The 12,650-nt window shown below is 70.8% G+C and carries 11 protein-coding genes; 6 read left to right on the top strand and 5 right to left on the bottom strand.

The features are described 5' to 3' along the window. Nucleotide 1: 1 nt before the first annotated feature. From IEZ11_RS00935 to IEZ11_RS51865, 3 genes are all read left to right on the top strand, one after another. A complete protein-coding gene (locus IEZ11_RS00935) occupies nt 2-634 on the top strand; it encodes a DUF305 domain-containing protein (RefSeq protein ID WP_189260567.1) in 633 nt (210 codons plus the stop codon). Nucleotides 635-986: 352 nt separating this feature from the next. After that, nucleotides 987-2,906 (top strand): S53 family peptidase, encoded by a 1,920-nt coding sequence (locus tag IEZ11_RS00930; RefSeq protein ID WP_189261088.1) that lies wholly within the window; start codon nt 987-989, stop codon nt 2,904-2,906. 155 nt (nt 2,907-3,061) lie between these two features. Next, a complete protein-coding gene (locus tag IEZ11_RS51865) occupies nt 3,062-3,712 on the top strand; it encodes a tetratricopeptide repeat protein (protein WP_189260566.1) in 651 nt (216 codons plus the stop codon). 185 nt (nt 3,713-3,897) lie between these two features. On the opposite strand, the gene IEZ11_RS00920 is transcribed toward IEZ11_RS51865, so the two are convergent. From IEZ11_RS00920 to IEZ11_RS00905, 4 genes are all read right to left on the bottom strand, one after another. Next, nucleotides 3,898-5,118, bottom strand: a complete 1,221-nt coding sequence (locus IEZ11_RS00920; RefSeq protein ID WP_189260565.1) for an MFS transporter — start codon at nt 5,116-5,118, stop codon at nt 3,898-3,900. A gap of 148 nt (nt 5,119-5,266) precedes the next feature. Continuing rightward, entirely contained in the window at nt 5,267-6,319 is a 1,053-nt protein-coding gene (locus tag IEZ11_RS00915; protein WP_189260564.1) for an endonuclease/exonuclease/phosphatase family protein, read from the bottom strand. A 210-nt stretch (nt 6,320-6,529) separates the two neighbouring features. Further along, a complete protein-coding gene (locus tag IEZ11_RS00910; RefSeq protein ID WP_189260563.1) occupies nt 6,530-7,189 on the bottom strand; it encodes a TetR/AcrR family transcriptional regulator in 660 nt (219 codons plus the stop codon). Nucleotides 7,190-7,306: 117 nt separating this feature from the next. Beyond that, nucleotides 7,307-8,905, bottom strand: coding sequence for an MFS transporter (locus IEZ11_RS00905; protein WP_189260562.1), 1,599 nt, complete (start codon nt 8,903-8,905; stop codon nt 7,307-7,309). A 220-nt stretch (nt 8,906-9,125) separates the two neighbouring features. Between IEZ11_RS00905 and panB the strand changes: the two genes are divergently transcribed. Next, nucleotides 9,126-10,001, top strand: coding sequence for a 3-methyl-2-oxobutanoate hydroxymethyltransferase (gene panB, locus IEZ11_RS00900; protein WP_189260561.1), 876 nt, complete (start codon nt 9,126-9,128; stop codon nt 9,999-10,001). A 183-nt stretch (nt 10,002-10,184) separates the two neighbouring features. Here the strand turns inward: panB and IEZ11_RS00895 are convergent, their stop codons facing one another. Next, nucleotides 10,185-10,691, bottom strand: a complete 507-nt coding sequence (locus tag IEZ11_RS00895; RefSeq protein ID WP_229712760.1) for a GNAT family N-acetyltransferase — start codon at nt 10,689-10,691, stop codon at nt 10,185-10,187. A gap of 142 nt (nt 10,692-10,833) precedes the next feature. Here IEZ11_RS00895 and IEZ11_RS00890 point away from each other — a divergent pair, with 142 nt between their 5' ends. Together IEZ11_RS00890 and IEZ11_RS00885 are read left to right on the top strand one after the other, a co-directional pair. Further along, on the top strand, nt 10,834-11,841 hold the full coding sequence (locus IEZ11_RS00890; RefSeq protein WP_189260559.1) for an ATP-binding cassette domain-containing protein: 1,008 nt from the start codon (nt 10,834-10,836) through the stop codon (nt 11,839-11,841). Further along, complete coding sequence (locus IEZ11_RS00885; protein ID WP_189260558.1) at nt 11,838-12,650, top strand: ABC transporter permease; 813 nt, start codon at nt 11,838-11,840, stop codon at nt 12,648-12,650. The genes IEZ11_RS00890 and IEZ11_RS00885 overlap by 4 nt, the downstream gene beginning before the upstream one ends.

Raw genomic sequence — 12,650 nt, 5'->3', positions numbered from 1 at the left:
CGTGAAGAGGCACATCGGCTGGATCGCCGGGACCGCGGCGGCGGCGCTCGTCGCCGCCGGCGCGATCACCTACGCGGTCGCGGAGGACGGCGGCGGTGGCGGCGGGCCGAGCGTTCCGAGCGCGGACGGGGCGGACGCGGGGTTCGCGCGGGACATGGCGGTCCATCACCAGCAGGCCGTGGAGATGTCGTACATCGTCCGGGACCGCACGAAGAACACGGAAGTGCGGCGGCTCGCCTACGACATCGCGCAGACGCAGGCCAACCAGCGGGGCATGCTGCTGGGCTGGCTGGATCTGTGGGACCTGCCGAAGGTGTCGGCGAAGCCGCCGATGTCGTGGATGGGCATGGGCGACATGCCCGAGCGCGGGGACGGGTCGCTGATGCCCGGCATGGCGACCGACGCCGAGCTGAAGAAGCTGGGGACCCTGAACGGCAGGCAGGCGGAGATCTTCTACCTCCAGCTGATGACGGACCACCACAAGGGCGGCATCCACATGGCCGAGGGGTGCGTGGCCAAGTGCACCGTCGGGGTGGAGAAGAGCCTCGCCCAGGGCATGGTGGACGCGCAGCAGTCGGAGCTGGCGACGATGAAGCAGATGCTGAAGGAGCGGGGCGCCAAGCCGCGCGGCTGACCGGTCGTGACTGAACTGCCGTGACTGAACTGCCGTACAAAATGGGGGACTTGTCGACTTAACGGCACCGCAAGCGCTCAGCAACAATCGCAACCGATCTGTAATGTTCTGCGCGCTGTCGAAAGCGGACCAAAAGCCCCTAATCAACGCCCACTTGGGACTTCCTTGGGTTTCCCATTCCCCTGGCATGAACAGTTCACCGAAAGAGTGACCCCCATCGCGTGATCCATTCACGGGCCGTTCCGCCGCAGGCCTCCCGGTGATCACGGACGACCGACCACTCCATGCGACGAACCGCATAGCAGGGGGCAGTATGAGATCCAACCGTGCCAAGGTGCGGGCCAGCGTGAGTATGGCAGCGACACTGCCTATGATCGCCGGCGCGCTCGCGCTCGGCATACCCGCGGCGCACGCTGCGGACAGCCCGGCCCGTGACAGCCTGAAGGGCACCAAGCCCACCTGGGCCACGGCCAAGGCGGACAAGGGCGCCACCTCGAACAGCGCGCAGCTCAAGGCCCGGGTCTACCTGGCCGGCCAGGACGCCAAGGGCCTCGCGGCCTATGCGAAGGCGGTGTCCGACCCCAGCTCGCCGCTCTACGGCAAGTACCTCAGCGCCAAGCAGGTGCAGGCCCGCTACGGCGCCACCAAGGCGCAGGTGAAGGCCGTCAAGTCCTGGCTGACCGCGGCCGGCCTGACGGTCACCGAGGTCACACAGCACTACATCGCCGTCTCCGGCGACGTGTCCGCCGCCGAGAAGGCGTTCGGCGCCCAGCTGCACAACTACGCCAAGGGCTCGAAGACCTACCGCGCCCCGGCGACGACGGCGAGCGTGCCGAGCGCCGTCAGCGACGCCGTCCTGACCGTCACCGGCCTGGACAACGCACCGCACACGGCGACCCACGACGACACGCTGCCGCCCCCGGACTCCGTGTTCAAGAACTCCGGGCCGTTCTCCTCGTACTACGGCTCGAACATCGCGACCACGCTGCCGAGCGCGTACGGCGGCAAGATCCCGTACGCGATCAAGGGCTACACCGGCAAGCAGCTGCGGTCCGCCTACGGCGCCGGCAAGTACACCGGCAAGCACGTGCGCGTCGCGATCACCGACGCGTACGCCTCGCCGACCATCGCCTTCGACGCCGGCACCTACGCCAAGAAGAACGGCGACCAGGCCTGGAAGACCAGCCAGCTGCACCAGGTGCTGCCGGACACCTACACCAAGACCGAGGAGTGCGGAGCGGCCGGCTGGTACGGCGAGGAGACCCTGGACGTCGAGGCCGTGCACGCGGTCGCGCCGGACGCCGACGTCACCTACGTGGGCGCCGCCTCCTGCTACGACGACGACCTGCTGGACTCGCTCAGCAAGGTGGTGGACAACCACCTCGCCGACATCGTCTCCAACTCGTGGGGCGACATCGAGGCCAACCAGACCCCGGACCTCGCGGCCGCCTACGACCAGGTCTTCCAGCTGGGCGCGGTGCAGGGCATCGGCTTCTACTTCTCCTCGGGTGACAACGGCGACGAGGTCGCCAACACCCAGACGAAGCAGGTCGACACCCCGGCCAACTCCGCCTGGGTGACGGCGGTCGGCGGTACCTCCCTCGCCGTCGGCAAGGGCGACACGTACCTGTGGGAGACCGGCTGGGGCACCGAGAAGGCCTCGCTGTCGGCCGACGGCAAGAGCTGGACCAACTTCCCGGGCGCGTTCACCTCGGGCGCGGGCGGCGGCACCAGCAAGACGGTCGGCGAGCCCTACTACCAGAAGGGCGTCGTCCCGGACTCCCTCGCGAAGGCCAACAGCGCCACCGGCAACCGCGTGGTCCCGGACATCTCGGCGATCGCCGACCCGAACACCGGCTTCCTCGTCGGCCAGACGCAGACCCAGGCGGACGGCACCGAGGCGTACAGCGAGTACCGCATCGGCGGCACCTCGCTGGCCGCGCCGACCATCGCGGCGGTCCAGGCGCTCGCCCAGGAGGCGGCCGGCGGCAAGGCGATCGGCTTCGCCAACCCGTCGATCTACGCCAAGTACGGCAAGAAGGGCGTCTTCCACGACGTCACCGACAAGCCGACCGGCAAGGACCTCGCGGTCGCCCGCGTCGACTTCGCCAACGGCTACGACGCCACCGACGGCCTGCTGACCTCGGTCCGCAGCCTCGGCAAGGACAGCTCCCTGTCCGCGGTGAAGGGCTACGACGACGTCACCGGCGTGGGTTCCCCGGCGGCCGGCTACGTGGAGTCGTACCAGCCGAAGGCGCACCGCAAGCACTGATCCGCCGACGCGGTGAACCGCTGAGCGGAACGGCGAAGGGGCGTGGGGTCCTGACGGACCTCACGCCCCTTCGTGCTGCGGCCGGTTCCCGTCCCCCGTCCGGGGCGCGGGGATAGCCTCGGCGCTGTGATCGTCCGACGGGGAGGGGCTGGCGTATGCCGGGGCAGGACTGGGTCGAGCGTGCGGGTGAGTTGTTCGAGGCGGCGATGTTCGGCGGGGACGCGTCCGCGCTGGACCGGTCCGATGCCGAGCTGGACGCGGTCGAGGCGCCGCTCTCCATGGCCCGGGGCAGGGTACTGCACGTCCGCTTCCTGAACGACCGCGAGGAGGACGGCCGGGAACTGGCGCTGTTCGAGCGCGCGGCCGAGCTGTACGGGCGTCTGGGGGACGCCTCGGGTGAGGCGGACGCGTTGTTCTGGGTCGGCTGCTGGCATCAGGTGGTCAAGGGCGACGGCGCCACCGGCAGACCGTACTTCGAGCGGTCGTACGCGCTGGCGAAGTCCGTCGACGACCGGATGACGATGTCCTACGCGGTCCGCCACCTGGGTTTCGCCGACAGGGACGCGGGCCGCTTCGAGCAGGCCCGTGAGCGGCTGGCCGAATCGGTGGCCCTGCGCCGTGAGATCGGTTTCCGGCCCGGGGAGGCGGCCGGCCTGGTGGCGCTGGCCTACCTCGCGGCCGAGACCGGCGATCCCTCGACGGCGTTCCGCCACCTCGACGAGGCCCGGTCGGTCGCCGAGGAGTGCGGGGCCAAGGCCGTGTCGGGGTGGATCGAGCAGGCCCGCGCCTTCGTCCGCTCCTCGTAGCGGACGGCGCCGAGGCCCGCGGCCACTTCGTGGCCGTGGACCCGCGGTCGCGCGGACCGGGCGTGGCCCGGCGCGATCGCCTCGCCGGGGAAAGCGGGGTCCGTCGCGTTCCACCGTGCCCCGGGGCCGCTCGGACCACGACGGTCCCGGACCGGACCGGGTGTGAGCGGGACCGTCGGTGTCGGTCAGGAGTGGACCGGCTCCGCCTGGTCCGGGACGTGCGAGGCGACGATCCGCTCGTGGACCGGTGCCGGGACGTCGTGGCGCCGGTCCACCGCGTACGCCACGCCCGCGACGCCCAGGCCCAGGACGGCCAGGGCCGCGCCCGCCACCGCCGGGGAGGTGACGCCGAAGCCCGCGGCCAGGGCCACGCCGCCGATCCAGGCGCCGCCGGCGTTGGCGAGGTTGAAGGCGGCCTGGTTGGCGGAGGAGGCGAGGGAGGGGCCCGCGGTCGCGCGTTCCATGACCATCAGCTGGAGGGGCGAGCCGGTGACGAACGCCGCGACGCCCAGCAGTACCACCGCGAGCGCCGCGCTCCACTCCGTGCGCATCAGGACCGGGAAGAGGACCAGCACCGCCACCATCGACACCAGGCCGCCGAACAGCGTGCCGCGCATCGCGTGGTCGGCGAGACGGCCGCCGACCAGGTTGCCGATCGTGGCGCCGACGCCGAAGAGGGCGAGCAGCAGGGTCACCCGGGTCTCGGCGTACCCGGCGGACTCCGTCAGCATCGGCGTGATGTAGCTGTACGCGGAGAACAGGGCGCCGAAGCCGACGACCGTCGTGCCGAGGGCCAGCCAGACCGGCAGGGAGCGCAGGGCGGTGAGTTCGCCGCGCAGGCCGGAGGCCGGGGCCGGGGTGCGGGCGGGGTGGATGAGGAGGAACACCGCGGCCATCGCCGCGACGCCGATCAGGCTCACGCCCAGGAAGGTCGCCCGCCAGCCCAGGTGCTGGCCCATGAGGGTGGCGACCGGGACACCCACGATGTTGGCGACGGTCAGGCCCATGAACATCAGGGAGACCGAGCGGGCCCTGCGCTCCGGTGCCGCCAGGCCGGTCGCGACGACCGCGCCCACGCCGAAGAAGGCGCCGTGCGGCAGACCGCTCAGGAAGCGGGCGGCCAGCAGCGAGTCGTAGCCGGGGGCCAGGGCGGACAGCGCGTTGCCGGCCACGAACAGGGCCATCAGGGAGATGAGGACCGTGCGGCGGGGCAGGCGCGCGGTGAGCGCGGCCAGCAGCGGGGCGCCGATGACGACGCCGAGCGCGTACGCCGAGACCAGATGGCCGGCGGCGGGGATCGAGATGTGCAGGTCGTCGGCGACGTCGGGCAGCAGGCCCATCATCACGAATTCGGTGGTGCCGAGACCAAAAGCGCCGACGGCCAGGGCGAGCAGGGCCAGAGGCATGAAGGGCTTTGCCTTTCGGGGAGCAGGGTTCCGCGCGTTCTAAGTTCAGCTACGGAACAAAGTGTCCCAGGCCCAGTATTCCGCCAGGTTACGGCGCGGTGTCCTTTTGTCCTTACAAAGCCGTTGGTGCGGGGTCGACCAGGGGTTTCTACGATCCCGATGTGGTCAGGTTCACACGTGCGGCGACCGGGAGGTGGTCGCTGCCGGTCCTCGGCAGGGTCCAGGAGCTCTCCGGCTCCACGCCCTTGACCATGATCTGGTCGATGCGGGCCATCGGGAACGCGGCCGGCCAGCTGAACCCGAACCCGCTGCCCGCCGCGCCCTGCGTGGAGCGCATCTGCGAGGTGACGGCGTTGAGGGAGCGGTCGTTCATCGTGCCGTTGAGGTCGCCGAGCAGGATCACCCGGGGCAGGGTCTCGTCGACGATGGCCTCGCCCAGCGCGTCCGCGCTCGTGTCGCGCTGCCGGGCGGTGAAGCCGGCGTCCAGCTTGACGCGTACGGAGGGGAGATGGGCCACGTAGACGGCGAGCGGACCGTCCGGGGTGGCGACCGTGGCCCGCATCGCGCGCGTCCAGCCCAGTTTGATGTCGACGGCCTTGACCCCGGTGAGGCGGTACTTGCTCCACAGGCCGACGGTCCCCTCGACCGCGTGGTACTTGTACGTCGACGCCAGCGCCTTCTCGTACGTCGGTACCGCCGAAGCGGTCAGCTCCTCCAGGGCCAGCACCTCGGCGCCGGAGGCGGCGAGCCGGGCGGCCGTACCCGTCGGGTCGGGGTTGTCGGCGTTGACGTTGTGGGTGGCCACCATGAAGTCGCCGCCGGCGCTCTGCTTGTCGGTGAGCAGTCCGCCGAACAGGTTCAGCCAGACGATCGCCGGCAGCAGTACGGCGATCAGCGCCGTCGCCGACCTGCGCAGGACGCCGGCCAGCAGCAGTACCGGGATCAGCAGGCCCAGCCAGGGCAGGAAGGTCTCGGTGAGACTGCCGAGGTTGCCGACGGCGTTGGGGATGCGGGAGTGCAGCAGCATCACCCCGGCGAGGAGCAGCGCCACCGCGGCGACGACGACGCCCCGGCGCCAGATCCGCGGATCGTCGCGCCAGCCGGACAGCAAGCGGTTCACCAGGCGCCGGAACCGGTCTCCCCGGCGCTCGGGTCCCGAGCCGCCGTTGTCCGTCTCCGTCATGTACGCCTGCTGCGCCATACCGCCTGCCTCACAAACCTGCCGTGCACACCGTCGTTCCCCCGGACACGACCCTAGGGGATGATCGGCTTCTCTCCCGCCGTCACATGACGGCCGTACGGAAGACGAGGACGAACGAGCAGCCGGGAGGAGTTCCGGTTGCCGTCGGATCGGCGGGGACTGTGACGAAACGCGAACACTCGGCCCGCGACCGCACCACCGCGGCCACGGCTACCGCTCCGGCTCCGGCTCCGGCTCCGGCTCCGGTGCGGTGACGGGGCCCAGGCCCGCGAGCACCGTGTCGACGACCTGTTCGGCCAGGCCCTCGGGGAGTTCGGCGTCCGGGCGCAGGATGGCCCTGAGCAGCATCGGGCCGGTGAACATGTCGTTGGCCAGTTCGATGTCGACGTCGGCGCGGAGTTCGCCGTTGCGCTGCCCCCGGCGCAGTACTTCCCTGCCCAGTTCGCGCCGGGGGTTGACGACATTGGCGTGGTAGGCGTCCCAGATGCGGGGGCTGCTCTTCATCTGGGCGTAGACGTTGTGCAGGATGGCCGACGAACGGTTCATCAGTCCCCGCTGCCGCAGCGATTCGAGCAGGACGACGAGGTCCTCGCGCATGGAGGTGCCGGGGAGTTCGGGGTCGGGGGGCTCGGCGGCGCGCATGACGTCGACGAAGAGCTCCTCCTTGCCGTTCCAGCGACGGTAGATGGTGGCCTTGCCGACGCCGGCGGTCCGGGCGATCCGCTCGATGGACAGCTCGGCGAGCGGGACGCCGTCCTCCAGGAGCTTCATCACGCCCTCCACGATGGCGATCTCCACCGCCTCGCTGCGCGGGCGGCCCCGGGCCGGTGCCGGGGCCATGGACCGCGGTCCGCTGTCGGCGAGCGTCACGTCATACCGTCCTCTCACTGGCTACGGGAATTCTCCCGCAGCCGAAGCCTCCCCCCGTGGTGTCTCCCGCGGTCTCCCCCGTGGTTCCTGCCGGTGCCGTCCGGTCCGTCCGGTCGTTCACTCCCCCGCTACGACCAACTCCTGCTCCCGGTCGCCCTGCTGACCGGCCGGCGGCTTGCCCGGCAGGAAGAGGGCCACGACCACGGCGCCGATCAGCGCGACGCCCGCGCCGCACAGGGCGGTGGTGTGCATGGCGTGCAGGAAGGCGTCGTTGGCGGGGGTGACCAGGGCCTTGCCCTGCGCCCCGAGCTTCGCGGCGACACCGAGCGTGGCCTCGATGGACTCGCCGGCGGTCTCGCGCAGCCCCGGCGGCAGCGAGCCGAGCTTGCCCTCGACGCCGTTGCGGTACGACGTCGACAGCACCGAGCCGAGCACGGCGATGCCGAGGGCGCCGCCGACCTGGCGGAAGGTGTTGCTGAGCGCGGAGGCGGAACCGGCCTTCTCGCGGGGCAGCGCCTGCATGATGACGACCGAGGTCGGCGTCATGATGTGCGCCATGCCGAAGCCCATCAGGAAGAAGACGATCTCCAGGATCCAGATCGGCGTGTCGGCCTCGAAGGTGGCGAAGGCGCCCAGCGTGGCGGCGATCAGCACCAGGCCGCCCGCGGTGGTGGCCTTGTTGCCGAACCGGTCCACGACCAGCCGGGCCCGCGGCGCGAAGATCATCTGGGCGACGGCCAGCGGGAGCAGCAGCAGACCGGACTGCAGCGGCGAGTAGCCGCGCACGCTCTGGGTGTAGAAGACGGAGAAGAAGGTCACGCCCATCAGCGCGAAGAAGACCAGCGCGATGGCGGCCATGGCGGCCGAGAAGACCTTGTTCTTGAAGTAGGTGACGTCCAGGGACGGGTGGTCGCTGCGCATCTCGAAGATCACGAAGCCGGCCAGCACGGCGAGGCCCGCGGCGATGGTGGCGAGCACCTTGGCGTCGGTGAAGTCGGCGAGTTCGCCGCCCTTGATGATGCCGTAGACGAGGAGGACCAGGCCCACGACGGAGAGCACCACGCCGACCGGGTCGATGCGGCCGGGGCGCGGGTCGCGCGAGTCGGGCACCAGCCAGAACATCAGGACGAGCGCGATGATCACGATCGGTACGTTGATGAGGAAGACCGAGCCCCACCAGAAGTGGTCGAGCAGCACACCGCCGGTGATCGGGCCGATGGCGATGGCCAGGCCGACGCCGCCGGCCCAGATGCCGATCGCCTTGGGCTGCTCCTGACGCTCGAAGACGTTCATCAGGACGGCGAGGGTGGCGGGCATCACGAAGGCGGCACCGAGGGCCATCAGGGCCCGGAAGCCGATCAGCTGGTCCGGGGAGCCGGACTCGGCGGCGAAGGCCGAGCCGACGCCGAACACCAGGAGGCCGCCGATGAGCACCTTCTTGCGGCCGAGGCGGTCGCCGACGAGGCCGGCGGTGAAGAGCAGGCCGGCGAAGACGAGGGTGTAGGCGTTGATCGCCCACTCCAGCTGGCTCTGGGTGGCGCCGAGGCCGACCGGGGCCGGGGTGGAGATGGTCTTGACGGCGACGTTCAGGATCGAGTTGTCGAGCACCACGATCAGCAGGCTCAGCATCAGCACGCCGAGAATCGCCCAGCGGCGCCGGTGCACCGCCTCGGGTATGCGGGGACCGGGTGGAGCGTGGTCGGCAGGAGTTGTCATGCCGACGACCCTAGGCCCATTTCAATACGGCACCGTCTCGTATCTGAAGTCCTTTACTCAAAACTTACACAACGCGACACGGCGGTGCTCCGGCGGGCGGGTGGCGATGACCGATGGATCACACGGAGGTCCCCTGGCCGAGGGCGGCACGAAGTGCCACCATGGGAGGGATCCGGGGACGCCGTCAGGGTGCCTCGAGATGACTGAAGGAGCCGTTGTCATGACGCAGCTTTCGGCTGCCCAGACTGTGCAGAACAGCCCCTCCGACGGCAGCAGGACGCTGTACGGGGGCAAGGGCACGCGACGCATCACGGTCCGGGACATCGCCCTCGCCAAGGAACGCGGCGAGAAGTGGCCCATGCTCACCGCCTACGACGCGATGACCGCCTCCGTCTTCGACGAGGCCGGCATCCCCGTGCTCCTGGTCGGCGACTCGGCCGGCAACTGTCACCTCGGCTACGAGTCGACGGTGCCGGTCACCCTGGACGAGATGACCATGCTGTCGGCGGCCGTGGTCCGCGGCACCCAGCGCGCCCTGATCGTCGGCGACCTTCCCTTCGGCTCCTACCAGGAGGGCCCGGTGCAGGCACTGCGCTCGGCGACCCGGCTGGTCAAGGAGGCGGGCGTCGGCGCGGTCAAGCTGGAGGGCGGCGAGCGGTCGTACGAACAGATCCGGCTCCTCGTCGAGTCCGGCATCCCGGTGATGGCGCACATCGGCCTGACCCCGCAGTCCGTCAACGCGATGGGCTACCGCGTGCAGGGCCGCGGCGAGGAGGCGGCCCAGCAGCTGCTGCGCGACGCCAAGTCGGTCCAGGACGCGGGCGCGTTCGCGGTCGTCCTGGAGCTGGTCCCGGCGGAGCTCGCGGCCGAGGTGACCCGGGTGCTGCACATCCCGACGGTCGGCATCGGCGCCGGTCCCGAGACCGACGCGCAGGTCCTGGTCTGGACGGACATGCTCGGCCTGACCTCGGGCCGGGTGCCCAAGTTCGTGAAGAAGTACGCGGATCTGCGCGAGGTCATGGGCAACGCGGCCCGCGCCTACGCCGAGGACGTCGTCGGCGGAGCGTTCCCGCTGGAGGAGCACTCCGTCCACTGAGCGCGGCGCCGAGGAAGAGCCGCGAGGGGCCGTCGATCGTCGGACGGCTTCGTCGTGGCCGGTCGCGCCGTTCCTCGCGCCCCTTCCGGGTCCGGAGAACGGCCGCCCGCCGAGAGCCACTGCGGAAACACCGAGGCCGGCCCGCCGATCTTCCCCCGTCGGCGGGCCGGCTGCCGTTCGCGGTCAGAGCGGCGCGGGTCGGCTCCAGCGGATCTCGCCTTCCTGCCGGAGGTCCGTGGGGCGGAGGCCGACGGCTGTGGCGACCGCGGCCGAGGCGTGGTGGTCGGGGTGGATGTGGGCGATGACCGTCAACACCCGCTGCCGGGCGAGCCGGTCGACGAGGGCGCGGGCCGCCTCGGTGGCGATGCCCCGGCCCTGCCACGGGGTGCCCACCACCCAGGCGATCTCCGCGACGGCATCGGTGACCGTCGCCTGGACGTAGCCGGTGAGGCAGGAGTCGGGGCGGAGCCGGATCACCCAGTTCAGCCAGGAGACTGCGGGGTCAGGGGAGCCCGCGGTGAGGCGGCGGTAGCGCGAGCGCAGGGCCTCGGCGGTGTCCGGGGTGCCGCCGGTGAAGGTGTGCAGGGCCGGGTCGCGGAGCACCGCGGCCATCTCCTCGGCGTGCTCGACGCGCAGCGGCAGCAGGTCCAGTCGCCCGGTGCCGATGGGCCGGGCCTCGAATGGGGTCACGGCCTGCACGGTACGCGCCCGCCTGTCGGCGGTCCCGTCGGCGGTCCCGTCGGCGTTCGCGTAGGCGGGCTGTCGGTGGACTGTCGGCCGGTGTCGGTGGGCTGTCGGTGGTTTGTCGGTGGGGCCTGGCACGGTTCTACCCATGACGCGAATCGACAACAACGCCGTGTCCGTACGGGGGCTGGTGAAGCACTACGGCGACACCAAGGCACTCGACGGAGTTGATCTGGACGTCCGCCAGGGCACCGTGATGGGCGTGCTCGGCCCGAACGGGGCCGGCAAGACCACCCTGGTACGGATCCTGTCCACGCTGCTGCAGCCCGACGCGGGAGAGGCGGTCGTCGCCGGGTACGACGTGCTGCGCCAGCCCCGCCAGCTGCGCCGGGTGATCGGCCTGACCGGGCAGTACGCCTCCGTGGACGAGAAGCTGCCGGGCTGGGAGAACCTCTACATGATCGGGCGGCTGCTGGACCTGCCGCGCAAGGACGCCCGTGCTCGGGCCGACGAACTGCTGGAGCGGTTCTCGCTGACCGAGGCCGCGAAGCGGCCGGCGAGCACGTACTCCGGCGGCATGCGGCGCCGGCTCGACCTCGCCGCCTCGATGATCGGACACCCCCAGGTGCTGTTCCTGGACGAGCCGACCACCGGCCTCGACCCGCGCACCCGCAACGAGGTGTGGACCGAGGTCAAGGCCATGGTCGGCGAGGGGGTGACCGTACTGCTGACCACCCAGTACATGGAGGAGGCCGAGCAGCTCGCCTCCGAGCTGACCGTCGTGGACCGCGGGAAGGTCATCGCGGGCGGCAAGGTGGAGGAGCTGAAGGCGAGGGTCGGCGGACGGACCCTGCGGGTGCGGCCCGTCGATCCGTTGCAGGCCCCGCCGCTCGCCGCCATGATCGACGAGCTCGGGATCACCGGGCTCGCCGGTACCGCCGTGGACGGCGAGAGCGGCACCCTGCTGGTGCCGATCCTCAGCGACGAGCAACTGACCGCGGTGGTCGGCGCCGTGACCGCCCGCGGTATCACCATCAGCTCCATCACCACCGAACTGCCCAGCCTGGACGAGGTGTTCCTGTCCCTCACCGGCCACCGCGCCAGTGCCCCGCAGGACGCCAAGACCACCGACGACCGCCAGGAGGTCGCCGTATGAGCGCCGCCACCACCACCCCGGCCGCCGACGTCCGTATCCCGCTGCGCGCGCACCTGCGGCACACCGGAGCCCTGGTCCGCCGCAACCTGCTGTGGATCCGGCAGGACCCGGAGTCGATGTTCGACGCGCTGCTGATGCCGGTCGTCTTCACCCTGCTGTTCGTGTACGTCTTCGGCGGCTCGATCGGGCAGGCGCTCGGCGGCGGTCAGGACGGATACGTCCAGTACGTCATCCCGGGCATGATCGCGATGATGAGCATGACGCTCTCGCAGGGCGTCGGCACCGGGTTCAGCCAGGACTTCAACTCCGGCGTGATGGACCGGTTCCGGTCGCTGCCGATCGGGCGCGGCTCGGTGCTGTTCGCGAAGATCTCGGTGGAACTGGTGCGGATGCTGTTCGCCACCGCCGTGCTGATGATCGTCGCCGTGCTCGTCGGGTTCCACATCACCCACTGGGGCGGGCTGTTCGCCGCCGTGGCGCTGTCCGCGGTGTTCGCCTCCTCGATCATGTGGGTGTTCCTCACCCTGGGCGTGGTCCTGAAGAACGCCCAGTCCGTGCAGGCCATGGGGTTCCTGGTGCTGTTCCCGCTGCAGTTCGGCTCGTCGATCTTCGCGCCGACGAACTCGATGCCGGGCTGGCTGCAGAACTTCACCGACTACAACCCGCTGTCCACGCTCGCCGACGCCGCGCGCGGCCTGATGGTCGGCGGCCCGGTCGCGCACGACCTGTGGGTGACGCTGGCCTGGTCGGTGGGGATCACGGCGATCGCGGCGCCGTACGCGATCCACAAGTTCCGTACGAAGAACTGA

Source organism: Streptomyces fuscichromogenes (assembly GCF_014645815.1).
In the GTDB taxonomy this organism is placed as follows: Bacteria; Actinomycetota; Actinomycetes; order Streptomycetales; family Streptomycetaceae; genus Streptomyces; species Streptomyces fuscichromogenes.
The sequence above is the reverse complement of the archived record's forward strand: the minus strand, read 5'-3'. Positions and strand labels throughout refer to the sequence as shown.

Excerpts from the sequence above, each read along its gene's own strand:
- IEZ11_RS00930 (WP_189261088.1), top strand. The coding sequence starts at position 987 with ATGGCAGCGACACTGCCTATGATCGCCGGCGCGCTCGCGCTCGGCATA.
- IEZ11_RS51865 (WP_189260566.1), top strand. The coding sequence starts at position 3,062 with ATGCCGGGGCAGGACTGGGTCGAGCGTGCGGGTGAGTTGTTCGAGGCG.
- IEZ11_RS00920 (WP_189260565.1), bottom strand. The coding sequence starts at position 5,118 with ATGCCTCTGGCCCTGCTCGCCCTGGCCGTCGGCGCTTTTGGTCTCGGC.
- IEZ11_RS00915 (WP_189260564.1), bottom strand. The coding sequence starts at position 6,319 with ATGGCGCAGCAGGCGTACATGACGGAGACGGACAACGGCGGCTCGGGA.
- IEZ11_RS00905 (WP_189260562.1), bottom strand. The coding sequence starts at position 8,905 with ATGACAACTCCTGCCGACCACGCTCCACCCGGTCCCCGCATACCCGAG.
- panB (WP_189260561.1), top strand. The coding sequence starts at position 9,126 with ATGACGCAGCTTTCGGCTGCCCAGACTGTGCAGAACAGCCCCTCCGAC.
- IEZ11_RS00890 (WP_189260559.1), top strand. The coding sequence starts at position 10,834 with ATGACGCGAATCGACAACAACGCCGTGTCCGTACGGGGGCTGGTGAAG.
- IEZ11_RS00885 (WP_189260558.1), top strand. The coding sequence starts at position 11,838 with ATGAGCGCCGCCACCACCACCCCGGCCGCCGACGTCCGTATCCCGCTG.